The following is a 22,520-nucleotide window of genomic DNA, read 5'->3' as shown; positions in this document are numbered from 1 at the left end:
AGCAGGCACCGCCGTCCGCATGACGCAAGCACCGTTTCTTTCCATCGTCGCGCCTTGTCATAACGAGGAAGAAGGCCTGCGCGAATTTTGCCGCCGCGCTAGCGGTGCCGCGCAGAGCATCGCAGGCGACGCCTTCGAACTCATTCTCGTCGACGACGGCTCGTCCGACGGCACCTGGGAGATCATTTCGGAACTGGCCGAAAAAGTGTCGCAGGTCCTCGGCGTGCGTCTGTTGCGCAATCACGGCCACCAGCTGGCGTCAACGGCCGGTCTTTCCGCCTCGCGCGGCGAGCGTGTTCTTTTGATCGACGCCGATCTTCAGGATCCGCCCGAGCTGCTTTTGATGATGATGCCGATCATGGAGCGCGGCGCCGACGTCGTCTACGGCCAGCGCACGCGGCGCGAAGGCGAAACCTGGTTCAAGCTCGCCACCGCTTCGCTTTTCTATCGTGCGCTCTCCAGGCTCGCTTCCGTGACGATCCCGCGCGATACCGGCGATTTCCGGCTGATGCGCCGGCGCGTCGTCGATATCCTGCTGGCGATGCCGGAGCGCGATCGGTTCATCCGCGGCATGGTCAGCTGGATCGGCGGCAGGCAGGTCGCTTTGCCCTATGAGCGTGACGCCCGCTTTGCCGGCACGACGAAATATCCGCTGCGCAAGATGATCAATTTCGCGCTCGATGCGATCACCAGCTTTTCGACGACGCCACTGCGCATCGCCACATGGCTTGGCATGATCAGCGCCGGCGTCGCGATGGCGCTGCTCGTCTATACTTTCGTGCGCTGGCTGCAAGATGAAACGGTCACCGGCTGGTCGTCGATCATGGCCGCCGTCAGCGCCTTCAGCGCCATCCAGCTGATCTGCATCGGCATCATCGGCGAATATCTCGGCCGCCTCGTGCAGGAGAGCAAGAGGCGGCCGATGTTTATGATCGAGACCATCCTGCGCGGAGGCGAACATGCCGAGCTGCCGACGGCTTTTTCGGAAATGAGCGCCGGCGACAAGCGCGCCGCGCTGGATGCGGCCTTCGTAGCCGGTGAGCCGCCTGCGCAGCAGAAGAGCAGCTTGCAAAAGAACAGTCGGATCGGCTGATGGACCGGATTGCGGAGTCTCGTCTTGCCACGGCCGAGCCTGGGGAATTGATAACCCGACAGGATTCTACCGTTGCGATCCTCGTTTTCGTCGGGTTTGTTGCGATCCTTGTCGTGCTCTTTCCCTTCCCGCCGGTGCTCGACTATGCCAATCATTATGCCCGCATCTGGCTCCTTTCCGGCGGGATCAGCGAGCAGCCGTTTCCGGAGATCTACGCGATCGATTGGAGCCGCACCTTCACCAACGTCGGCATCGATCTTCTCGCCATCTGGCTGGGACCTATTGTCGGCGCCGATAGGCTGGCACGGACGTTGCTTTTCCTGGCGATCGTGCTGCCGTCGCTTGGCGCGATCAGCCTGCACCGGGCGCTTTTCGGCGGCCGCCACTATTGGCAGATCGCCATGCTGTCGCTTGGGTGGTGCGCCACCATGATCGGCGGCTTCATCAATTTCCAGATTGGCCTCGGCATGGCCTTGGTCTTCGGCTGCGTCGACCTGCGGCTGCAGCGCGGAAATCTCGCTCTGCTTTTTGCCTGGCGGCTTGCCGCCGCGCTGATGCTGACGGTGATGCATATCTTCTCGCTCGGCTTCTATATGGCGATCGTTTGCGGCCTGGAATTTTCCTGGCGTTTCGACATCTTGCGATCGAGGGTAGGGCTGCTGAGGCTCGCCGGCCGTTTGACGCTGGCGCTGGGCGCCTGTGTCCTGCCGCCGTTCGCACTCTATCTCCGTGCGCCAGCTTTACCGAATGCCGGTGGCAACGGCCTTGCCCTTGCCTGGAACGACGGCGTCCTCCTGATTGTCATGAATTTGCTCTCCGCCATCACCTCGTATATCCCGGTGGTAGACGTGGTGCTGGTTCTGCCGCTGATCCTCATCTGCACGCGTGCCGTACGCGCGGGCGATATCCGCATCCATGCCGGTCTTGCCGTGGCCGCCGGCGGCCTGCTGCTGCTCTCCTGTGTTTCACCTCGCCACATGCTCGGCACCGGATGGATCAGTTGGCGCTTTCCGATCATGACGGCACTCGTCGCCATGGCGATGGTGTGTCCTTTCGCCAATCTGCCACGCCGACAGGCGCTGTTGCTGGCGCTCGTCGTTAATCTCGCGGTTTTCGGCCGGACCGGCTGGATCGGCTGGAATTGGTGGCTGGGACAAAAGGACGTCGCCGCCGTCGAGACCGTACTCAAAAAGGTGCCGGTCGGCGCGGCCGTTCTGCCTCTGGGGCATGACCCCAAGATGGTGAGCGGCTTTGCCCACTCCAACCGGTATTTTTTCTTCAGAGAGGAGACCTTCTGGCACCTGCCGACGCTTGCCACGCCTTTCGCGCATGCGTTCGTGCCGACGCTCTTCACCGCGAAAGGCAAGCAGCCGCTATCGGTTCTGACACCATGGTCTGAGATCGCGGTTCCCGAAGGCAATCTGTTGTCGATCGGCGTGCTTTTGTGCCCGGCAATGATGCAGGTCTATGAAAATTTCACGCCCTATCTGTCGGACTGGCGCGGACGTTTCGATTTCATCCTCGTCGTCAATGCGGATACGTCCGACCGTTATGTTGGTACCTCGATGCCGGCAGGACTGATGCTGATCGAGGATGCCGGCTTCGCTAAGCTCTATGCGATCGAAAAGGCGGTGCCGACGGAGCCTCCTTCGGTGCCTGCCGGTTGCGCGGCCGCTCTATAAACCGCTGCCTATTTTGAGATCCAGCGCAAGCTGTCGCGCTTGCCGGGCCGTGTCTTCGTCGCAGATCAGCACATTGCCCAGACCCGACAGCAACACGGCAGCAATAGCCTGCGCCTTGTTCAGGCCCCCTGACGCGAAGATGACGTTCGGAATAGCGCGCAGGGCTTCGAGTTCGGGAGCGATCGCGCACCTGTTGATCGCGTGCTTGATCGGATGCCCGGTATTGTCGATGAACTGGCCGAGCACGTCACCACAGGCGCCAGCCGCGACCAGTTCCTCGATATTGATGTTGCTCGGCAGGCCGTAGCGCATCAGCAGCGAGCGTTCGGTCATGTCGCCGATGCTGAGCACGATGACGTCATTGGCCTCGATCTGCCGAAAGGCCGTCTCGAAAACATCCTGTCTGATAATCGCCATCCGCGACTCCGGACTGCCGGCATAGATCGGTGCAGCAAGATAGGAGCACTCGGCATTGAGCTGGCGGGCAAGATCGCTCGCAATGTCAAAAGTGTTGATTTCGATGCCGTGGGTCAGCCCTCCCATGACCGAGTTGACGCAGATATCAGGGCGTCGGAGTGACGGCATGTGACGCACCATTTCGCGGAGCGTCGCCCCCCAGCCGACGCCGACGCCGCGGATATTGCCGCCGTTCAGCAATTGCACGAGATAATCGGCGGCTGCCTGGCCGAGCAGGACAGGGATGAGTTCCGCATCCTCCGGCGTCGGTACGATGATCGCCCGGTTGAGCGAGAATTCTGCCGCCAACTGCTGTTCCAGGGCGACGCAGGATGTCAGCCGGGAATTGAGGGTGATCGTCACCAGGCCGGACCGGCGCGCCTCGGCGATGATCTTGTTGACGCGAAGCCGGTTGGTCGAAAGCGCTTCTGCAATCTCACCCTGGGTGCGTCCCTCCATGTAATAGAGCCAGACCACGCGCACCTGCATCTGCTCGTCGGGGAGCGCCATCGGCTGGAAAGAAGCACCTCTGTTTTGTGACATGCAATAATCTGCGCCTCCAATTCGATGGCCATGGATCTCAAATCCCTGACGCTTGTCAATCGCAAGGGTCAGCCGTCATCTGCTTCGCTCCCTCAATCGGTTCGCCGCCCTGTCGTCCTGTTGAAGAGATGCAGACCGTCCTTTCGTATATGACATGAAGTGCGATCGCCTTCCTGCAGACGTCGATCGGTGGGTACGCTCGCCACGATGCGCTTGTCGCAGCCATCGATGCGCAGATGGACGTTGTTCTCGTCACCGACGGTTTCGATCAATTCGACATGGGCGTCGAACCGGAGATCATGCGCCGATCCATCACCGAGGTTGATCGCACTTGGCCTGATACCGATGAGATCCGTGTCTCTGGGAAGTGCCAGGTCACAGGGTCCCAGCTCGTCGAGATCGACCAGGTTCATCGGCGGAGAGCCGATGAAGCCGGCAACGAAGACGGTCTCGGGACGGCGATACACCTCGATCGGTGTCCCGATCTGCTCGATCCGGCCGCCGTTCATGACGACCAGCCTGTCGGCGAGCGTCATAGCCTCGAGCTGGTCGTGCGTGACATAGAGGCTCGTTGTCTTGAGCTGCCGCTGCAGCCTGCGGATCTCGACGCGCATTTGCACGCGCAGCTTCGCATCGAGGTTGGACAGAGGTTCGTCGAACAGAAAAGCGGCGGGATCGCGGACGATGGCGCGGCCCATGGCAACGCGTTGGCGCTGTCCGCCCGAGAGCTGGCGGGGGCGCCGCTCGAGGAAGTCGCCGATTTCCAGGATGCCGGCGGCGTTGGCGATCCGCCGGTCGATCTCGTCGCGCGGCACGCGGCGATTCTTGAGGCCGTATTCGAGATTCTGCCGAACGGTCATGTGCGGATAGAGCGCATAGTTCTGGAAGACCATGGCGATGTTGCGGTCGGCCGGATCAACGTGGCCGACGTCGCTGCCTGCTATCCTGAGGTGCCCGGAGCTTATGGCTTCGAGGCCCGCGATCATCCGCAGCAAGGTCGATTTTCCGCATCCTGAGGGCCCGACCAGAACGATCATTTCGCCGTCGGCGACGGTGAGATTGATCCCCTTTACCGCCGGAACCGCCCCGTAATTCTTCTTCAGGTCGATCAGTTCGATAGCTGCCATGGCATCCTCCTCTAATGTCGTCATACATTTGTAACATGCTATTGACATTTGTAACAAGTGGCCCCAACCTTGTTTTATCGCCACTCTGGGAGGGGTTGACCGGCGCCGGGCGCGCCGGTCGGCGAACAACGGCAATGGAGAGGAAAACGAAATGACGGCAAAGTCTTCGATAGGCGCCCGCATGGGGCGGACGATCCGGTCGTTCGCGGCGGGTGTTGCACTGGTGACGCTCGGCCTGGCCAATGCGGGCGACGCCGGCGCGGCCGATCGCGTCAAGATCGAATGGTGGAATGCGGCAGGCGGCCGCCTTGCCGAGATCACCAACAAGCTGATTGCCGACTTCAACGCCTCACAGGACAAATACGAGGTCGTCGGCATCGGCAAAGGCAATTACGAGGAAACCATGGCGGCGATGGTGGCCGCCTACCGCGTCCACCAACAGCCGGTGCTGATCCAGGCCGCTGAGCGGGGTTTCCTGACCATGTACAATTCCGGCGCCATCATTCCGGTGCCGGCGCTCATGGAGAAGGAAGGCTACAAGATCGACTGGAACGATTTCCTCGCCCCGGTGGCCGGCTTCTATCTCGTCGATGGCAAGCCGGCGGCGATGCCCTTCAACAGCTCGACGCCGATCTTCTGGTACAATGCCGATCATTTCAAGGCAGCCGGCTTCGACAAGCCGGGCGAGACCTGGCAGGAGCTCGACAAGCAGCTCAGCGCTATCAAGGAGAAGGGAATTTCGAAGTGCCAGATGGCGCTTGCAAACGACTTCTATTGGAGCCTGATCGAAAACTACGCGGCCATCCAGGATCAGCCTTACGGAACCAAGGCGAACGGCTTCGGCGGTCTCGATACCGAGTTCATCTTCAACAAGAGCCCGCTGGTCGTCGCTCAGGTGACGCGCCTCAAAACATGGCTCGATGCCGGCATCCTGCAGATCGCAGGTCAGGGCCTCTCGCCCGACCAGCTGTTTACGTCGGGCACCTGCTCGACCTATGTGGCCTCCACCGCGGCCCATGCTGCCGTCGAGAGCGGCGCAAAATTCAATTGGAGCGCAACGTTCCTACCGCATGAGGAGGGTATCGAGCCGAAGAACAGCACCATCGGTGGCGGCGCGCTCTGGGTCCTGAAAGGCAAGTCGGAGGATGAATATGCGGGTGCTGCCGCCTTCCTGAACTTCCTCGCTTCGCCGAAGACGCAGGTCTGGTGGAGCAAGCAGACCGGCTATGTGCCGGTCACGAACGCCGCCTATGAACAAGCCAAGTCTGAGGGCTATTTCAAGGATCACCCGACCCGCGAGATCGCCATTCTCCAGCTGACGCGCGGAACGCCGACCGACAATTCGCGCGGCTTCCGCTTCGGCAATCACAACCAGTCGATGGCGCTTTTGGTGGAAGAGATCCAGGGCGTCTGGACCGGACAAAAGACACCACAGCAGGCGCTGGATGCGGCGGCGGCCCGCGGAAACCAGATCCTTCGCCAATACGAGCAGCTTCATGCAGCAAAGTAGGACTTTGGGAAAGATGGAGGGCGCCGCCAGGCGCCTTCGCATCCCGGATATTCTCTCGACTGGCCGGAGGAGCGCGCAGCCCTTGGAACCCGGGTTGAAGTCGGCTAATTTTAACAAGCCCTGGCTCGCTTTCGGCCTGGTCGCGCCGCAACTGCTGATACTGCTGTTCTTCTTTTTCATCCCCTCCTACAAGGCGCTGTCGCTGGCCTTCGTTCAGGTCGATCCCTTCGGCGGCACCGAAATTTTCGTCGGGCTGGAGAATTTCTACAATCTGTTCGCAAGTCCGGAATATCGCGCCAGTGCGCTGTTCACGCTGTGGTTTACCGTCGCGCAGAATGCCGCAACGCTTCTGCTTGCCGGCCTGTTTGCCTTCGCCACCGATTTCGTGATCAGGGGCAGGGGAATTTATAAGAGCATCATCCTGCTTCCCTATGCGATCGCGCCGGTCATATCAGGGGTGATCTGGGCCTTCCTGTTCAATCCGGCTGTTGGGCCGATCGCGCAGTTTCTGCATGGGTTGGGCGTCGAATGGGATCCGAACCGGCGGCCGTTCGATGCGCAGCTTCTGGTGACGATCGCCTCGGTCTGGAAGAATGTCTGCTACGACTACATTTTTCTCGTCGCTGCATTGCTGGCTGTGCCCGCTTCGCTGTTGGAGGCGGCAAAGCTCGATGGCGCAAGACCCGTGCGGCGCTTCTTCACCATCTCGCTGCCGCTGATTTCGCCGACGATCTTCTTCCTCGTGGTGATGAACTTCGTCTACGGACTGTTCGAAACCTTCGGCATCATCGATGCGGTCACCCGCGGCGGCCCGGCGGGAGCAACGAACAGCCTGGTCTACAAGGTCTATCAGGACGGCTTCGTACAACTGGACCTCGGTTCGTCGGCCGCCCAGTCCGTGCTGCTGATGCTGATCGCCATCCTGTTCACCGTCATTCAATTCCGCGCTCTCGAGCGCAAGGTCAATTACCAGGTGTAGTCATGCCCGAACGTCATCTCGGTCTTTCGATCTTCTGCCACGCGGTGCTGCTCATCGGCGCGGTCTTCGTCTGCCTGCCGCTCTACTTCGCCTTCGTCGCCGGTTCGCTCACCTTACAGGAGGTTCAGCAGACGCCGTTCCCGGTCATGCCGGGCTCGCATTTCTTCGAAAACCTGGCTGCCGCCTGGCAGCAGGGCGAATTCTCCCGGCTGTTCCTGAATTCGATCATCGTCACCGCCGGCATCGTCATCGGCAAGCTGGCGATCTCGCTGATCGCCGCTTTCGGTGTCACCTATTTCCGCTTCCCGTTTCGCATGACGGCGTTCTGGCTCATTTTCGTGTCGCTGATGCTTCCGGTCGAGGTCCGCATCATCCCGACCTATGAAGCGGTCGCCGATGCTGCCGGGCCGCTTCGCTGGCTGGCTGCGACGATCGGTCTGTCCGGTGTCGTCGAACAACTGACGGGATACAGCATGGAAGCCTCGTTGAAATGGAATATGGTCAACAGCTATAGCGGCCTGATCCTGCCGCTGATCGCCTCGGCCTCCGCAACCTTCCTGTTCCGGCAGTTTTTCCTGACCGTTCCCGATGAGCTTTGCGAGGCGGCCAAGCTCGACGGCGCCGGTCCGCTGAAATTTTTCAAGGATATCCTCCTGCCGCTGTCGAGCGCCAACATAGCGGCGTTGTCGATCATCCTGTTTCTCTACGGCTGGAACCAGTATTTGTGGCCGTTGCTGTTCACCACCGACAAGGAGATGGGAACGGCGGTGCTCGGGCTGAAGCAACTCGTTCCGGTCTCGGACTCGGCGCCGGCCTGGAACATTGCCATGAGCGCGGCGCTGCTCGTCATGCTTCCGCCTGCGGCGGTCATTCTCTTCATGCAACGCTGGTTCACCAAGGGGCTGGTGGACTCCGGAAAATAACACGAAGATCTCAAGGATATTTAGACGATGGTGCATATCATCGGCCACCGCGGTGGCCGTAATCTCTGGCCTGAAAACAGTCTTTCGGGCTTCCGAAAACTTGCGCAAATGCCGGTCGACGGCGTGGAGTTCGACATCCACCTGACACGATCGGGAGAAATGCTGGTCATTCACGACCCGACGCTCGAGCGCACCACGGATGCGCGCGGGCCGGTCGCCGACCTCAGCCTCGGAAAACACCGTGAAATCAGCCTCACGCAGAGCGACGGGGAGACGATCCCGACGCTGGAAGAGGTGCTTGCCGTTTTCAAGGATACAGCGCTCGAACTTCACATCGAACTGAAGACCCATGCCGATGGAACGCCGTATGAGGGGCTTGCCGCCAAGGCATTCGCCGCCGTCGAGCGGTTTGGTCTGGCCGAGCGATCGGTTCTCACCAGCTTCCATCCCGACGTGCTCGCCGACATTCGCAAGGTTGCTCCCGGCATCCGGACTTTGTCGTCCTTTGATGCCAAGTCGGCCGAGCGTCTTGGTCTGACGAGCGGCCTCAGCCTGATGACGCAATGCTCGGATATCATCGCCGTCGAAAAGTCGCTGCTTCAGGCGCACTGGGATGAGATAACCCAGCTCGTGCCGCTCGACCGTCTCGGCGCCTGGGTTCCGAACGAAATCAGCGATCTCGAATACTGGCTTGCCAAACCGATCCGGCAGATCACCACCGACCGGCCGGATCTCGCCTTGCGGGCGCGGGGGTGACGCATGCTCGATAACCGCATCGATCATCCCGGTATGACGGGCACCATGGACAGCATCGACCTCGTGATCTTCGATTGCGACGGCGTGCTCATAGACAGCGAGCCGATCGCCAGCCGCACTTTGGCGGAAACGCTGCAAGGCGCCGGCATCGCGATCAGCGCAGCGGAGGCACATGTCAAATTCACCGGCAATTCGGAAAGCATCATCGCCGAAATGTGTCGGCGCGATTACGGGATAGTCGATATCGCCGCGCTGTTCGAGACCTGGCATCTCAATCTGTTCGAGGAGTTCGCGCGCTCGCTGACGCCCATTCCTGGCATTTCCGCCATCGTCCATAATCTCAACCGGCCGAAATGCGTCGCGTCGAACAGTACGATGCAACGGCTTCGCAACAGCCTGGGGAAACTCGATCTGTGGAGCGCGTTCGGCGAGGACGTCTTCAGCGCCGAAGTCGTGCCGCGGCCGAAGCCGGCGCCCGATCTCCTGCTACATTGCGCTGAACGCTTTCGAGCCTGTCCCGCCAAATGCGTCATGATCGACGACAGCGCTCATGGCATTGCGGCAGCCGTAGCCGCAGGCATGACGGCGGTCGGATTCGTCGACCCGGCCGATCCGAGACCTGGCCGCCGTGCGGTGCTCGACGCTGCCGGAGCGGTCGCCGTTGCGACAGGGGCGGTGGAGCTCGCCGCCATTCTGGAAAATGTCGGAGAGAGGCTATGACGGCGATCGTCTCGCATGCGGCTTTGGCTCTCAATGCCGTCGGGCGTCGCTTGGCTCGCGCCTCGCTGTCCTTGCCATGCTGTCGCGACCGCGTAATGTCAGCGTCCCTGGATGGGCGATCTCTCCGGATATAGTGAACCTTTGAAATCGGCCGCGGCTGCCAATCAACCCCGATCCCTGGCGATCTGAAACGAGAGACCATGAGCGACACATCTCATACCCCGGAAGCCGGCGCCAATTATGTCGTCGGCGTCGATGTCGGCACCGGCAGCGCCCGGGCCGGCTTGTTCGATATGGCCGGCAGCATGCTTGCCTCCGCCAAGCGGAATATCAGCCTGTTTCATGAAGCCGGCTCCATCGTCGAGCAGTCGAGCCGCGAAATCTGGAGCGCCGTTTGCGCGGCCGTGCGAGAGGCGGTTTCCGCAGCCGGCGTCGATCCGGCCTCCGTGGTGGGGCTGGGATTCGACGCCACCTGTTCGCTCGTCGTCCTCGGCGAAGGCGGCAAGCCGCTGCCCGTCGGGCCCTCGGAAGATCCGGACCGGAATATCATCGTGTGGATGGACCACCGCGCTGTCCGACAGGCGGAGCGCATCAATGCGTTTGGGCATGACGTGCTGCGTTACGTCGGCGGCCGTATCTCTCCCGAAATGGAAACGCCGAAGCTTCTCTGGCTCAGAGAAAACCGTCCCGAGGTGTTCGCCGCCGCCTGGCAATTCTTCGATCTCGCGGATTTCCTGACCTGGCGGGCGACCGGCGACCTGTCGCGCTCGACCTGCACGGTCACCTGCAAGTGGACCTATCTCGCCCATGAAAAGCGCTGGGACAGCAGCTATTTCCATCAGGTCGGCCTCGGTGCGCTGGCAGACGAAGGTTTTGCCCGCATCGGCACGTCCATCGTCGAGCCGGGGTCGGCGCTTGGCCAGGGACTGACCGCTGCGGCAGCTGATGAACTTGGCCTGGTCCCGGGCACGGCCGTCGCGGCCGGGCTGATCGACGCCCATGCCGGCGGCGTCGGAACCGTCGGCGCCGATCCGCAGGTCAATCTTGCCTATGTCTTCGGGACCTCCTCCTGCACGATGACCTCGACGGCGGAACCGTCTTTCGTTTCCGGCGTCTGGGGTCCTTACTATTCGGCGATGGTGCCGGGCCTCTGGCTGAACGAGGGCGGCCAGAGTGCCGCCGGCGCGGCGATCGACCAGCTCCTCTCCTTCCATCCGGCGGCCGGCGAGGCGAGGGAGCTTGCGACGAGCGCGGGCACTGCGCTGCCGGTCCTGCTTGCCGACATTGCCGCCGGCAAGGCGGGCCGTGCTTCCGATGCGGTCAAGCTGGCGGCCGGGCTGCACGTCGTTCCCGAGTTCCTCGGCAACCGCGCGCCCTTTGCCGATCCGCACGCCCGGGCTGTTATCGCCGGCCTCGGCATGGAGCGGGATCTCGACAGCCTGGTTGCGCTATACATCGCCGGGCTTTGCGGCATCGGCTACGGCCTCAGGCAGATCATCGAAACGCAGGCCGAGGCGGGCGTCAACGTCGGAACCATCGTCATCAGCGGCGGCGCCGGCCAGCACGATTTCGTCCGCCAGGTGCTCGCCGATGCGAGCGGCAAGCCGGTGGTCGCCACGAAGGCCGAGGAGCCGGTGCTGCTCGGGGCGGCCATCCTCGGCGCCGTCGCCGGCCGCCAATTTGCCGATGTGCGCGCGGCGATGAGCGAACTCACCAGGGAGCAAACACGCTTTCAGCCGTCCGAGGGTGAGATTTCCGATCTCCACCGCAAGCGTTACGAAGCCTTCAAGGAACTTCAGACGCTGGCGCGCAAGCTTCGCGGCGATGGCTGACATTGCTGCGCGACGCTAATTATTGATGGCGATGATCGCCCAGTGGCTCTCTTGGCAGGCGTTGTCGTCGCAGACCGCGCCCATCCAGACGGCGCCGTTGGCGAGCATGACGCCGTCGCTGTTGACGAAGAGATCCTGATATTGCTGATGCCCGACGGCGCGGCGGGTCTCCGGCGTCACCAGATCGTCGAAATTCTCGACGAAATCCTCGGCGTTCTCGACATCATAGGTCTCGCCGTTGGCCTTGACGGTCAGCGGATATTCGGTAAGGCCGGCGATGGTCTCGGCGTCGCCGGAGCGCATCGCCACAACGAGCTGGCGCAGCGGCCGGTCGAAGCCCGCGGCATCGCCGTGTAATTCCTCGATGCGATTATAGACCTCGTTTTCCGACTGCGCGAAGGCGCCGGCGCTTAGGAGCGGTGCTCCCAGGACTATTGCTCCAGCAAAGAGAAGGGCGGCAGGCAGGCGCGACATGGAAAGCTCCCGGCAATGGCATGGGGTGACATTATGCGGTGCTGACGGATGCGCGCCTATCCCATTCTGGCGTCTGCCGGCGCTTTCCCGTATAAAAATCTGCCGGGCCTGCTTGACGGCTCGATTGGTTTGTCGCATAAACTTCACGAACCGTACCGTACGGTACGTATATGGGAGCCGTGACCGTGTCCGTCGATACTGCAGAGCCGAGCGAATTTTCGCCGCGCCAGAACGCCGTTCTGGAGCAGGCGCTGCGGCTGCTCGTCGATGGCGGCGAGAAGGCGCTGACGACCTCGGGGGTGGCGCGCGCCGCCAATTGCTCCAAGGAAAGCCTCTACAAGTGGTTCGGCGATCGCGACGGTCTGCTCTCGGCGATGATTGCCTATCAGGCAAGCAAGGTGCGCACCTTCGAGCGCAACGGCGAGCGGCTGACGGCGGCGAGCCTGCATGACCATGTGGTCATTTTCGCGCGCGACCTGCTGGAGGTTCTGGCCGGCGACGTCTCGCTGGCGCTGAACCGGCTGGCGATCGGCCAATCGAACCGCGACGGTTCGAAGCTCGGCAAGCTGCTGCTGGAGCGCGGCCGCCGGCAGATCGACCGCCGCGCCATGGCGCTGATCGATGCCGGAAAGAGGGCGGGGCTGCTGCGGTTTTCCGATGCCGATGAGGCTTATCACACGCTTTACGGCCTTGTTGTTTCCGACCTGCATGTGCGCATGCTGCTCGGGGAACCCGGCCTCAAGGATACCGCGCGTCAAGCGGAGAGGGCGGTGACCGCCTTCCTCCGGCTTTACGGCACGGACAAGGTTCTGGCGGAGATGCCGGTTCTCGGCTGATTTCGCCTTAATGACAGTCAACAAGACAAGCACAAGGGAAGGAACTTCAAATGCGCGTCTATTACGATCGTGATGCCGATCTCAACCTCATCAAGGCCAAGAAGGTCGCCGTCATCGGCTACGGTTCGCAGGGCCGTGCCCATGCGCTGAACCTGAAGGACAGCGGCGCCCAGAACCTCGTCATCGCCCTCAAGGCCGGTTCGCCCACAGTCAAGAAGGCCGAAGCCGATGGCTTCAAGGTCATGACGGTTGCCGAAGCTGCCGGCTGGGCCGACCTGATGATGATGGCGACGCCTGACGAACTGCAGGCCGACATCTACAAGGCCGACATCGCGCCGAACATCCGCGACGGCGCTGCCATCGCCTTCGCTCACGGCCTCAACGTTCACTTCGGCCTGATCGAGCCGAAGGCTTCGGTCGACGTCGTCATGATCGCGCCGAAGGGCCCGGGCCACACGGTTCGCGGCGAATATCAGAAGGGCGGCGGCGTTCCCTGCCTGGTTGCCGTTCACCAGAACGCGTCCGGCAATGCGCTTGAACTCGCGCTCTCCTACGCCTGCGGCGTCGGCGGCGGCCGCTCCGGCATCATCGAAACCAACTTCCGCGAAGAGTGCGAAACCGATCTCTTCGGCGAACAGGTCGTTCTTTGCGGCGGTCTCGTCGAGCTCATCCGCGCCGGTTTCGAAACGCTCACCGAAGCCGGTTATGCGCCTGAAATGGCCTATTTCGAGTGCCTGCACGAAGTGAAGCTGATCGTCGACCTGATCTATGAAGGCGGCATCGCCAACATGAACTACTCGATCTCCAACACAGCCGAGTGGGGCGAATACGTCACCGGTCCGCGCATCATCACCGAAGAAACCAAGGCGGAGATGAAGCGTGTCCTCAAGGACATCCAGACCGGCAAGTTCACCTCCGAGTGGATGCAGGAATACCGGTCGGGTGCGGCCCGCTTCAAGGGCATCCGCCGCAACAACGACAGCCACCAGATCGAGGAAGTCGGCGCCAAGCTGCGCGGGATGATGCCCTGGATCGGCAAGAACAAGCTGGTCGACAAGAGCGTGAACTAAGCGGTTCCGATGAAATAAACAAAAGAGGCCGGAGTGAAAGCTCCGGCCTCTTTTGCTATTGGTCCGTTGTCGAAGCTGCCATAGGGGATCTGACGTGCTTGAAACGATTGTGCTGACGGCAAAGCAGGACCTGGAAGATAGCCTTAAGACCCTCTATCCCACATTCTTCGAATATCCGTTTCCATCTTCGCTGGACGCTTCACCGCTCCGTGATGCCGAGAAAATTCTGGCGGCCCTTAGGTCGGCGCCTTTGCGAGAGATCGATGCAGCGGCACTCGGCCCGTATGCGGCAAGTGCGATAACGACCGTCGGCTCGGTCGATGATTTCAGGCACTTTCTGCCGCGTATTCTCCACTGCGCCGTCTTGGGCGCGTCAGCATATGGTTTCGAGCCGCCCATCATCGCTTCCAAGCTTCTATCGTGCGACTGGCAGCAATGGCCGGTAGCCGAGCGGACGGCAATCGCGAATTTCTTCTACTCGGCCTGGGCCTATAAGAGGTTGCAGGATCCCGATTTTGATGCATCGGCTTGGGACTGGATAGTCGCAATGGCGAAGCTCGATCTTCAGTTCCGGGCATGCCTTGATCTGTGGCTGAAGCAGCCGACGCCGAACGCCCTTCTGCAACTCGCCGGCGCTGATCTCAAAAGCCTCTACAGGGGCACGGGGTTCTGGCAGGACATCGCATCGGCAGATCGTCATCTTGTCCTCGAATGGATCAAGAGCGATATCGTTGAAAATGCATTTATCGGTCTGATTGATGCGATGCCGCCGCAGCGGCATTGGATCGTCGATCGCCTCCTCGACGAAATCGGAGAGTTGCGGCGTTTGCCTTTTCGCGTTGAAACGCTGGAGTGATAATCTCGGGAGGCCTCCGATCCTTGCACAGCGAGCGTTTTTCGGTTCAAGGTCGTGAAACAGTTCCGATCAAATGGTTTCGGACCTCTGCCTCTACCGCTCCGCACTGATTGTCAGCCAGCGGGTCGGCTTGCCGTCGTAGCCGCCGCCGTCGTGTTCGGCGATGGCGAGGTTGCGCCAGCCGTCCTTCGTCAGAAGCTCCGACAGCCACTCGGCGGAGGGGTAGTTGTAGTAGCGCCCGAAGCCGTCATGGCCTTCCGCGTCTCCCGCCTTGAAACTTGCGTGAAGGAGGCCGCCGATTTTCAGCGCCCGGCGGATGCGGGCGAAGACATCGGGCAGCTCAAGCCTCGGGACATGGAGAAGGCTTGCATGCGCCCAGACGCCGTCGAAGGCGCTGTCGGCGTCGAGCTCCTGGAACAGCATGACCTTCACAGGCCTGCCGATCAGCGCTTCCGCCTGTCTGGCAAGCTCGGCTGAGCCATCCGTCGGTGTCACGTCGAAACCCTGCGACAGCATGTAGGCGCTGTCCTGGCCGCCACCGCAGCCGAGTTCGAGGATTGCGCCACCCGATGCAATACCGGCGAGGAAGGCATCGAGCTGCTGCTTCGGCAGGCTGCGCGCCCGGTTGGCGTATGTCTCGGCGTTTTCTTCGTAAAAGGCGGAGGTGCTGTCACTAGGCATGCGGGTCGGCCGTCGGGGAGCGTCGTTTGGATTGAAGATGTCTTTCGGGAAGCCGGTCGGCGCCGATGATATCGATGACGAGGATACCGTCCGGTATTTCGCGGTAGAAGGCGACGTGGCGCATGTGGAGGAGGCGGCGGAGGCCGGCGCCGAGTTCGTCGCACTCATCTCCCATGGAGGGCACGCGCGAAAGAAGCACGAAAATCCTGTCCCAATCGAGAAGATAGGCATCCGCCTGCGCCTCGCCGAAATGCAGGCTGGCATATTCGTCGATGCCCGACAGCACGGCGTCTGCGGTTCGGGTCAGCCTATAGGTGGTCACGCAGCTTCGCCTTTGTTTCCATCAGAATATCGGCAATGCGCCGGTCGCTGATGCCGCTTTCCTCAGCCAGCCTCAGAATCTCGCGCACTTCTTCGTCATCGAGCTTGCGGTGGTTCTGATCCTTCAGGACGAGTTCCGCCAGATAGGCGCTGGCGCTGCTATATCTGCCGCTTGCAACACGGCGTGCGACGTAGTCCGTCAGATTATCCGGAAGGGAGATCGTCATTTTCGCCATTGAATTCAGTGCCGTCCGTCCATGCCGGTTTCGGCGTCCCCGATGCCAGATTACCATTTCCCACTTTATGATAGAAGCGTTATGCGCCGCCGTCGAACACTTGGGTCACATCGAGGTCAGTCTTTTTTATCGATATAGACGCCGCGTTCGAAATCCTTGAAATCGGCGTCGCAGGTCAGAATATCCGCATCATGGTGGTAAGCTCGAGCTGCACGATCGTCGGTACGATACATTGATCGCTCCGGCGAGAACGGACTATATCTCCTAGCCCGACGGCTTTGCGGGCGACGGAGAGCGGCGCCCACCTGTCGGTGTTGACGCCGCCGGTCGCGTGGAACGTCCGAAGTTCAGCTCGGGATGAGGCGCGTCCAGTCATGCTCATCGTTCGTTACGCCCTTCTGCAGACTGACGAGTTGCTGGCGCAGTTCGCTGGTCAACTTGCCGGTCTGTCCGTCTCCGACCAGAAACTCACCGCCGGCATGTCGAACCAGGCCGATGCCCGCCAGGACTGCGGCAGTGCCGCAAGCGAACGCTTCGACGAGCCTGCCGCTGGCAGCGTCGTCTTGCCATTCCGCGAACGAGTAGGGGCGCTGCTCGACACGCAAGCCCCTTTCTTCGGCGAGCACGATCACGGAAGCCCGGGTGATGCCCGGCAGGATCGTGCCGCCAAGGGGCGGGGTCACCACCGATCCATCGTTCATCACGAAGAAGACGTTCATGCCGCCGAGTTCTTCGACCCAGCGATGCTCTGCGGCATCAAGGAAGACCACCTGATCGCAACCCTTTTTGGTCGCCTCGGCTTGCGCCACGAGGCTGGCTGCGTAGTTTCCGCCGCATTTTGCGGCGCCTGTGCCGCCGGCGGCCGCACGGGTATATTCGGTCTCGACCCATAGGGAAACCGCCTTCGCGCCGCCCTTGAAGTAAGCGCCGACCGGAGAGGCGATGATGCAGAAGACATATTCCTGAGCCGGACGAACGCCGAGAAACGCCTCGTTGGCGAACATGAAGGGGCGAAGGTAGAGGCTGGCGTCGCCTGTGGGTATCCAGGCCTTGTCGACACGGACCAGTTCTTCGACCGCCTTCAGGAAGAGTTCTTCGGGCACGGGAGGCATCGCCATGCGGGTCGCCGATTGCGCGAAGCGGCGTGCGTTCTCTTCAGGCCGAAAGAGCAGAATCCGGCCATCATCCGCCTTGTAGGCTTTCATGCCCTCGAAGATTTCCTGAGCATAGTGCAGCACGGCGCTCGCAGGATCGAGCTCCAGGGGTCGCCTCGGCGTAACCTTTGCATCGTGCCAGCCCTTGTCCGCAGTCCATCGTGCCAGGACCATATGATCCGTGAAGAGCTTGCCGAAGCCGGGCGCTTCGAGTGCCTGAATGCGATCGGCGTCCGGGACGGGAGACTTGTGGAGTTCGATTTTGATTTCAGGAGAGGCTGACGTCATTTCTGGCACCTTGATAGTAAATTGAATAGTGGCGGCGACACTACCGCCGCCGAGCTGGTCTTGGAAGGGTCTGAATCAGCCGGTTTCGACTTTGATCAGAGGAATAATCGCTTGATGTGGCTGACGTCGAGCAGCAAATTCGCAACCGGGCGCCTTCGATATCGGATGGCGGTTGCATCAACTGAAATCCCGATCATCCAAAGGCTTTTGAATATACGATTCCAACATGTCACCATGACAAGAAAATAGGTCAGTATTGTTGACATAAATTTCCTGGCGTGGTCATCTGTCAGGAATAGAAAATACGAGGAAACCCCATGCTGAACTGGGACACCATGTTTGCGTCGCGCTCGTCGCGCATGCGCGCATCCGAGATCCGCGAGCTCCTGAAACTTCTCGACCGGCCCGATATCATTTCCTTTGCCGGCGGCATTCCTGATCCGGCGCTGTTTCCCGATCGGGAGTTCAAGCAGGCCTATGCCGATATCTTCGACGGCGCTGCCGTCAATTCTGCGCTGCAATATTCGGTCAGCGAAGGCTACAAGCCGCTGCGCGAATGGCTGATCGGGCAGATGACCGATCTCGGTATCCCCTGCGAACTCGACAATGTCTTCATCGTCTCCGGCTCGCAGCAGGGGCTCGATTATCTCGGCAAGCTGTTCCTGTCGCCTGGTGATACCGCGCTGGTCACATGGCCGACCTATCTCGGTGCGCTGCAGGCCTTCAACGCCTATGAACCGGCCTACGACCAGCTGACGCCGAACGGCAACCGGACACCGGAGTCCTACCGTGCGGCTGCAGCGGCAGCCGGCGGCAAGGTGAAATTCGCCTATCTCTCCGCCGACTTCTCCAATCCGACCGGCGAAACGGTCGATCTTGAGGGCCGCCGGAAGGTTTTGGCACTGGCCGAAGACCTCGACGTCGCCGTCATCGAAGACGCGGCCTATCAGTCGCTGCGTTACGACGGCGATCCGATCCCGCCGATCCTGGCGTTGGAGATCGCCGAAAAGGGCCATATCAACGATACGCGCACGATCTATTGCGGCAGCTTTTCCAAGACGCTGGCGCCCGGCCTTCGTGTCGGCTTCATCGTCGCCAATGCCCCCGTCATCCGTAAGCTGGTGCTGATGAAGCAGGCCGCCGACCTGCATTCCTCGACGATCAACCAGATGGCGATATCGGATGTCGCCGAGTGCGGCTTCGACGCGCAGGTCGCGAAGATCAAGGCCGCCTACAGCAAGCGCCGCGACTGCATGCTGGCCGCGCTCGAGAAATACATGCCCGAAGGCACCAGCTGGACCAAGCCGGAAGGCGGCATGTTCATCTGGATCACGCTGCCGGAGAGTATGGACGGCGCCAAGCTTCTGGCGAAATCGCTCGAAACCGCCAAGGTCGCCTTCGTGCCCGGCAAAGCCTTCTTCGCCGACGGTTCCGGCGCCAACACGTTCCGCGTCAGCTTCTCCTGCGCCAACGAGCAGATGATCGAGGACGGTATCGGCCGCCTGGGCGCGCTGATCTCGGCCGAGATCGGCGGCTGATTGTTGTAGGTTGGGCGATACGCTGCCACGAGTCCCTTCTCCCCAGCGGGAGCCAGCCAGCGCCAATCAGAAGATCGTCGTCCACCGTTCGCCGTTTCGCTCTTGCCGTCACCGATACTGCCGGCCACGGTGCCGTGGTGACCGTCTATCGCTGGAGATGCGGGCCGAACAGCTCGAGATCGGCTTCACCAAGCCTGTCGCTCGCCGTGTTCAGCTGGTGCCAGTAGGGATAGATCACCGGCGGCAGGCTGACGGCATCGAGGCGTTTGCGCTCCTCGTCCGTGAGCTTCAGTTCGGCGGCGGCGATGTTGTCGCGGAACTGGGCTTCGGTGCGGCCGCCGATGATGACCGAGGTCACCGCCTTGCGGCCGATCAGCCAGGCGAGCGCCACTTGAGCGGCCGAGACGCCGCGTTCTTCACCGATCGCCACCAGCGTCTCGACGATGTTCCAGAGGCGGTTCTCGTCGCGGATCGGCGGTTCGGTCCAGCCGGCGAACTGGCGCGTGCCTTCGGGTGCGGCCTGGTTGCGGCGGTGTTTGCCGGAAAGCAGGCCGCCGGCAAGCGGGCTCCAGACCAGCACGCCGAGGCCCTGGTCGATCGAGATCGGCAGCAGCTCATATTCGGCGTCGCGGGCTTCCAGCGTATAATGGATCTGCTGGCTGACGAAGCGCTGGTAGCGGTGCTCGTTGGCGATGCCGAGCGCCTTCATGATGTGCCAGCCGGAATAGTTCGAGCAGCCGACGTAACGCACCTTGCCCTGCCTGATCAGCGTGTTCAAGGCTTCCATCGTCTCTTCGAGCGGGGTCTGGCCGTCCCATTCATGCACCTGATAGAGATCGATGACATCGGTCTTCAAGCGTTTCAGGCTGGCTTCGCATTCGCGGATCAGGTGGTAGCGCGACAGGCCCTGGTCGTTCGGGCCGTCACCCATGCCGAAACGGGCCTTGGTGGCAAGCAGCACGCCTTGCGGCCGCTTGCCGGAGAGCACGTCGCCGATGATGTTTTCGCATTCGCCGTTGGAATAGGCATTGGCGGTGTCAATAAGGTTGATGCCGGCATCGATGCACATATCGATCATCTTGCGCGCCTCGGAGACGCCGAGGTCCCCGACGGTCTTCGCCCATCCGACGCCGCCGAAGGTCATCGTGCCCATGGTCAAAGTCGAAATCTTGAGGCCTGAACGGCCGAGCAGACGATATTCCATTGAAATTCCTCCTCCATCGAAAACACGATTGACGTACCTCGGCGCGGCGGAATGGCAATGGCGGCGCGTTCACGCCTGCGTGAGGCTTAGGCAAAATTGTGAGCGCCGGCATCTTCCGGCCGTACGGCGGCCGCGGTCGACGCGCGTCCGGCGGCGGGGCGCCGGCAGACGGATCGTACAATATGCCATCGGCTTGTCGACGGAAATCGTTCGGGCTTGGCGATGACGCGCGGGCGCCGCGCCGCGTCAGGTCTCTTCCTTGTTCTTCTTCTGAATGTTGTCGCGGATGGACGCGATCGTTTCCCGAATCGTGTTGACGGTCGTGGCGTCGAGACCGACGGCTTTTCCGATGCAGTCGAACACATGGGCGGCACGGCTCTTCAAGGCGTGCCCCTCCTTCGTCAGGCGCAGCAGGACCTGGCGCTCATCGGCGGGATTTCGGTTGCGGGTGACGAGGCCGGCATTTTCCAGCCGCTTCAACAGCGGGGTGAGGGTGCTCGAGTCAAGAAACAGCGTCTCGCCCAGATCTTTCACCGTGCGGTCGTCATGCACCCATAAAGTGGTCATCACCAGGAATTGTGGATAGGTGAGATCCAACTCGTCGAGCAGCGGGCGGTAAAGCTGGTTAAAGGCATGGCCTGCCGAATAGATTGAAAAGCAGAGCATTTCATCCACCTTCGGCAGGTCGGCGAGATCATCTGGTGTGGCGTCGTTCATCACCTTACTCCTCAGGCATCAATATAATTTGTGCGCGATCTATTTGCAAGCTATTGACGTCTCGGCTTCGCTGGCCTATTTAGATCGTGCACAAATAAATAGCCTGCAAACTATACGATATCGAGAATGCGAGCGGCCTGCCGCGTCGGAGATGCGGAAACGAGTGATCGCCTTCCCCGAATCTAAGTCAAACCGAACCGACGAAAGGAAATGACCAATGTTGAAGTTTGCTGCTGTCGTCGCCCTGGCGGGCGCGCTTCTTTCCGGAACTGCCGTTGCCGAGCCGGCCAAGCCGACCGTCGTCCTCGTCCACGGCGCCTTTGCCGATTCCTCCAGCTGGAACGGCGTGGTCGAAATCCTGCGCAAGGACGGTTTCCCGATCGTGGCTGCCGCCAACCCGCTGCGCGGCGTTTCCAATGACGCCGCCTATGTTTCCGACGTGGTCGCCAGCATCGCCGGTCCGGTCGTCCTCGTCGGCCATTCCTATGGCGGGCAGGTGATCTCGACTGCCGCAAACGGCCACGACAACGTCAAGTCCCTGGTCTATGTCGCGGCCTTCGCACCTGATACAGGGGAATCGGTTGCCGATCTCGCCGGCAAGTTTCCCGGCGGCACGCTGGGTGCCGCGCTTGCGGCGCCGGTGAAGCTGAGCGGGGGCGGCGTTGATCTTTATATCGACCAGGCGAAATTCCATGACCAGTTCGCCAGCGACGTGCCGGCTGAACAGGCTGCCCTGATGGCGGCGGCGCAACGGCCGGTCACCGACGCGGCTCTCAACGAAAAGTCGGGCGAGCCCGCCTGGAAGAAGCTGCCGTCGTGGTTTGTCTACGGCACCGACGACAAGAACATTCCGGCGGCAGCCCTCGGCTTCATGGCCGAGCGGGCGGGGTCCAAGCGGACTGTCGTGGTCGAGGGCGCTTCCCACGTCGTGATGGTTTCGCAGCCGCAGAAGGTGGCAGACCTCATCGAGGAGGCCGCAAAATAACGTTCGATCAGGACCACGGCGCGCAAGTGCCGTGGCTCGATTTTTGGCAGGCATGAGCCTGCATGCGAGGCCGCGATCGACTGGGTTTGCAAGGATGGCTTGTCGGCGGCAGCGGCCGCAGTGAAACTTGACAATATAAGATTGAAAATTGCGGCTATCTTCTTTCGAATCGTCCAAAAGTTGAATATCCCTTCTGACTTCGATCTAGCCGTCCACGATGTAAGGCAAACGGCTAAGTTATTGCGAGCGCAGTGGATCAAGCAAAAACTGCGCGATAATCAGTCTATTAAGGGACCATATTTGCATGCCAATTCAAGTAAGGCGTCGATCCGTGTTCGCGCTTTCGGGAGTTCTTTTGATTGCCGCGAGCGTGCTTCAGGGATGCCCATCTTTAGAGCGGCAGAAACAGGACGGCGAATGGAAAACTCGAACGTTTAAGCCAAGCGAATTACATGGCAGTTCGAGCAACGGGAGTTCGTCGAGCAGTCCTGATGGCGGGCACAGCCAACCTCACGACGGCGCCACCTCAAGTCCGCCCA

At 61.2% G+C, this 22,520-nt stretch carries 22 protein-coding genes; 13 read left to right on the top strand and 9 right to left on the bottom strand.

Annotated elements, in window-relative coordinates:
• The first annotated feature begins 19 nt into the window (after positions 1-19).
• Positions 20-1,093: a glycosyltransferase family 2 protein gene (locus AF337_RS20660; RefSeq protein ID WP_049733557.1), complete on the top strand. Its 1,074-nt coding sequence runs from the start codon at positions 20-22 to the stop codon at positions 1,091-1,093.
• Entirely contained in the window at positions 1,093-2,775 is a 1,683-nt protein-coding gene (locus AF337_RS20655; RefSeq protein WP_049733556.1) for a hypothetical protein, read from the top strand. The genes AF337_RS20660 and AF337_RS20655 overlap by 1 nt, the downstream gene beginning before the upstream one ends.
• Here AF337_RS20655 and AF337_RS20650 read toward each other — a convergent pair.
• Positions 2,770-3,774, bottom strand: a complete 1,005-nt coding sequence (locus AF337_RS20650; protein WP_049733555.1) for a sugar-binding transcriptional regulator — start codon at positions 3,772-3,774, stop codon at positions 2,770-2,772. The genes AF337_RS20655 and AF337_RS20650 overlap by 6 nt on opposite strands.
• A gap of 92 nt (positions 3,775-3,866) precedes the next feature.
• Positions 3,867-4,901 carry a sn-glycerol-3-phosphate import ATP-binding protein UgpC gene (locus AF337_RS20645; protein WP_049733554.1) on the bottom strand — a complete coding sequence of 345 codons (1,035 nt, stop codon included), beginning with the start codon at positions 4,899-4,901 and terminating at the stop codon, positions 3,867-3,869.
• A 151-nt stretch (positions 4,902-5,052) separates the two neighbouring features.
• Between AF337_RS20645 and AF337_RS20640 the strand changes: the two genes are divergently transcribed.
• The 6 genes from AF337_RS20640 (at position 5,053) to AF337_RS20615 (ending at position 11,621) form a co-directional block, all read left to right on the top strand.
• A complete protein-coding gene (locus AF337_RS20640) occupies positions 5,053-6,411 on the top strand; it encodes an extracellular solute-binding protein (protein ID WP_049733553.1) in 1,359 nt (452 codons plus the stop codon).
• A gap of 13 nt (positions 6,412-6,424) precedes the next feature.
• Positions 6,425-7,390 (top strand): ABC transporter permease subunit, encoded by a 966-nt coding sequence (locus AF337_RS20635; protein ID WP_193393649.1) that lies wholly within the window; start codon positions 6,425-6,427, stop codon positions 7,388-7,390.
• Positions 7,391-7,392: 2 nt separating this feature from the next.
• Positions 7,393-8,313 carry an ABC transporter permease subunit gene (locus AF337_RS20630; protein ID WP_049733551.1) on the top strand — a complete coding sequence of 307 codons (921 nt, stop codon included), beginning with the start codon at positions 7,393-7,395 and terminating at the stop codon, positions 8,311-8,313.
• A gap of 27 nt (positions 8,314-8,340) precedes the next feature.
• Positions 8,341-9,069, top strand: coding sequence for a glycerophosphodiester phosphodiesterase family protein (locus AF337_RS20625; protein ID WP_049733550.1), 729 nt, complete (start codon positions 8,341-8,343; stop codon positions 9,067-9,069).
• 3 nt (positions 9,070-9,072) lie between these two features.
• On the top strand, positions 9,073-9,789 hold the full coding sequence (locus tag AF337_RS20620; RefSeq protein WP_049733549.1) for an HAD family hydrolase: 717 nt from the start codon (positions 9,073-9,075) through the stop codon (positions 9,787-9,789).
• Positions 9,790-9,989: 200 nt separating this feature from the next.
• Positions 9,990-11,621 carry an FGGY-family carbohydrate kinase gene (locus AF337_RS20615; RefSeq protein WP_049733548.1) on the top strand — a complete coding sequence of 544 codons (1,632 nt, stop codon included), beginning with the start codon at positions 9,990-9,992 and terminating at the stop codon, positions 11,619-11,621.
• A gap of 15 nt (positions 11,622-11,636) precedes the next feature.
• Here the strand turns inward: AF337_RS20615 and AF337_RS20610 are convergent, their stop codons facing one another.
• The gene (locus tag AF337_RS20610; protein ID WP_049733547.1) at positions 11,637-12,095 is read right to left on the bottom strand and encodes a hypothetical protein; all 459 of its coding nucleotides are present in this window, start codon (positions 12,093-12,095) and stop codon (positions 11,637-11,639) included.
• 170 nt (positions 12,096-12,265) lie between these two features.
• On the opposite strand from AF337_RS20610, the gene AF337_RS20605 reads away from it, so the two are divergent.
• From AF337_RS20605 to AF337_RS20595, 3 genes are all read left to right on the top strand, one after another.
• Positions 12,266-12,931 carry a TetR/AcrR family transcriptional regulator gene (locus AF337_RS20605; protein ID WP_012558289.1) on the top strand — a complete coding sequence of 222 codons (666 nt, stop codon included), beginning with the start codon at positions 12,266-12,268 and terminating at the stop codon, positions 12,929-12,931.
• Positions 12,932-12,981: 50 nt separating this feature from the next.
• Entirely contained in the window at positions 12,982-14,001 is a 1,020-nt protein-coding gene (ilvC, locus tag AF337_RS20600) for a ketol-acid reductoisomerase (RefSeq protein WP_004668557.1), read from the top strand.
• Positions 14,002-14,095: 94 nt separating this feature from the next.
• Positions 14,096-14,857, top strand: coding sequence for a hypothetical protein (locus AF337_RS20595; protein ID WP_152971144.1), 762 nt, complete (start codon positions 14,096-14,098; stop codon positions 14,855-14,857).
• A gap of 93 nt (positions 14,858-14,950) precedes the next feature.
• Here the strand turns inward: AF337_RS20595 and AF337_RS20590 are convergent, their stop codons facing one another.
• The 4 genes from AF337_RS20590 to AF337_RS20575 all read right to left on the bottom strand — a co-directional run bounded on the left by AF337_RS20590 (position 14,951) and on the right by AF337_RS20575 (position 17,537).
• Positions 14,951-15,538 (bottom strand): class I SAM-dependent methyltransferase, encoded by a 588-nt coding sequence (locus AF337_RS20590; protein ID WP_049733545.1) that lies wholly within the window; start codon positions 15,536-15,538, stop codon positions 14,951-14,953.
• Entirely contained in the window at positions 15,531-15,860 is a 330-nt protein-coding gene (locus AF337_RS20585; protein WP_049733544.1) for a type II toxin-antitoxin system RelE/ParE family toxin, read from the bottom strand. The genes AF337_RS20590 and AF337_RS20585 overlap by 8 nt, the downstream gene beginning before the upstream one ends.
• Entirely contained in the window at positions 15,847-16,095 is a 249-nt protein-coding gene (locus AF337_RS20580) for a ribbon-helix-helix domain-containing protein (protein WP_049733543.1), read from the bottom strand. The genes AF337_RS20585 and AF337_RS20580 overlap by 14 nt, the downstream gene beginning before the upstream one ends.
• 347 nt (positions 16,096-16,442) lie before the next feature.
• Positions 16,443-17,537: a branched-chain amino acid aminotransferase gene (locus AF337_RS20575; RefSeq protein ID WP_049733542.1), complete on the bottom strand. Its 1,095-nt coding sequence runs from the start codon at positions 17,535-17,537 to the stop codon at positions 16,443-16,445.
• Between the two features lie 317 nt (positions 17,538-17,854).
• On the opposite strand from AF337_RS20575, the gene AF337_RS20570 reads away from it, so the two are divergent.
• A complete protein-coding gene (locus AF337_RS20570; protein ID WP_049733541.1) occupies positions 17,855-19,075 on the top strand; it encodes an aminotransferase-like domain-containing protein in 1,221 nt (406 codons plus the stop codon).
• A 145-nt stretch (positions 19,076-19,220) separates the two neighbouring features.
• Here the strand turns inward: AF337_RS20570 and AF337_RS20565 are convergent, their stop codons facing one another.
• Both AF337_RS20565 and AF337_RS20560 read right to left on the bottom strand, forming a co-directional pair.
• Positions 19,221-20,279, bottom strand: coding sequence for an aldo/keto reductase (locus tag AF337_RS20565; RefSeq protein ID WP_049733540.1), 1,059 nt, complete (start codon positions 20,277-20,279; stop codon positions 19,221-19,223).
• Between the two features lie 246 nt (positions 20,280-20,525).
• Positions 20,526-20,996: a MarR family winged helix-turn-helix transcriptional regulator gene (locus tag AF337_RS20560; RefSeq protein WP_049733539.1), complete on the bottom strand. Its 471-nt coding sequence runs from the start codon at positions 20,994-20,996 to the stop codon at positions 20,526-20,528.
• A gap of 217 nt (positions 20,997-21,213) precedes the next feature.
• Between AF337_RS20560 and AF337_RS20555 the strand changes: the two genes are divergently transcribed.
• Positions 21,214-21,981 (top strand): alpha/beta fold hydrolase, encoded by a 768-nt coding sequence (locus tag AF337_RS20555; RefSeq protein ID WP_049733538.1) that lies wholly within the window; start codon positions 21,214-21,216, stop codon positions 21,979-21,981.
• Positions 21,982-22,520 lie beyond the last annotated feature (539 nt).

Origin of the sequence: Rhizobium ecuadorense, from assembly GCF_001187535.1 — a bacterium.
Lineage (GTDB): Bacteria > Pseudomonadota > Alphaproteobacteria > Rhizobiales > Rhizobiaceae > Rhizobium > Rhizobium ecuadorense.
Note: the sequence above shows the minus strand (reverse complement) of the source record. Positions and strands in the feature narration are given on the sequence as shown.

Coding starts and splice junctions, on each gene's coding strand:
- AF337_RS20630 (WP_049733551.1), top strand. CDS start 7,393: ATGCCCGAACGTCATCTCGGTCTTTCGATCTTCTGCCACGCGGTGCTG.
- AF337_RS20615 (WP_049733548.1), top strand. CDS start 9,990: ATGAGCGACACATCTCATACCCCGGAAGCCGGCGCCAATTATGTCGTC.
- AF337_RS20645 (WP_049733554.1), bottom strand. CDS start 4,901: ATGGCAGCTATCGAACTGATCGACCTGAAGAAGAATTACGGGGCGGTT.
- AF337_RS20635 (WP_193393649.1), top strand. CDS start 6,425: ATGGAGGGCGCCGCCAGGCGCCTTCGCATCCCGGATATTCTCTCGACT.
- AF337_RS20605 (WP_012558289.1), top strand. CDS start 12,266: ATGGGAGCCGTGACCGTGTCCGTCGATACTGCAGAGCCGAGCGAATTT.
- AF337_RS20560 (WP_049733539.1), bottom strand. CDS start 20,996: ATGAACGACGCCACACCAGATGATCTCGCCGACCTGCCGAAGGTGGAT.
- AF337_RS20610 (WP_049733547.1), bottom strand. CDS start 12,095: ATGTCGCGCCTGCCTGCCGCCCTTCTCTTTGCTGGAGCAATAGTCCTG.
- AF337_RS20575 (WP_049733542.1), bottom strand. CDS start 17,537: ATGACGTCAGCCTCTCCTGAAATCAAAATCGAACTCCACAAGTCTCCC.
- AF337_RS20580 (WP_049733543.1), bottom strand. CDS start 16,095: ATGGCGAAAATGACGATCTCCCTTCCGGATAATCTGACGGACTACGTC.
- ilvC (WP_004668557.1), top strand. CDS start 12,982: ATGCGCGTCTATTACGATCGTGATGCCGATCTCAACCTCATCAAGGCC.
- AF337_RS20565 (WP_049733540.1), bottom strand. CDS start 20,279: ATGGAATATCGTCTGCTCGGCCGTTCAGGCCTCAAGATTTCGACTTTG.
- AF337_RS20650 (WP_049733555.1), bottom strand. CDS start 3,774: ATGTCACAAAACAGAGGTGCTTCTTTCCAGCCGATGGCGCTCCCCGAC.
- AF337_RS20625 (WP_049733550.1), top strand. CDS start 8,341: ATGGTGCATATCATCGGCCACCGCGGTGGCCGTAATCTCTGGCCTGAA.
- AF337_RS20620 (WP_049733549.1), top strand. CDS start 9,073: ATGCTCGATAACCGCATCGATCATCCCGGTATGACGGGCACCATGGAC.
- AF337_RS20570 (WP_049733541.1), top strand. CDS start 17,855: ATGCTGAACTGGGACACCATGTTTGCGTCGCGCTCGTCGCGCATGCGC.
- AF337_RS20660 (WP_049733557.1), top strand. CDS start 20: ATGACGCAAGCACCGTTTCTTTCCATCGTCGCGCCTTGTCATAACGAG.
- AF337_RS20640 (WP_049733553.1), top strand. CDS start 5,053: ATGACGGCAAAGTCTTCGATAGGCGCCCGCATGGGGCGGACGATCCGG.
- AF337_RS20590 (WP_049733545.1), bottom strand. CDS start 15,538: ATGCCTAGTGACAGCACCTCCGCCTTTTACGAAGAAAACGCCGAGACA.
- AF337_RS20555 (WP_049733538.1), top strand. CDS start 21,214: ATGTTGAAGTTTGCTGCTGTCGTCGCCCTGGCGGGCGCGCTTCTTTCC.
- AF337_RS20655 (WP_049733556.1), top strand. CDS start 1,093: ATGGACCGGATTGCGGAGTCTCGTCTTGCCACGGCCGAGCCTGGGGAA.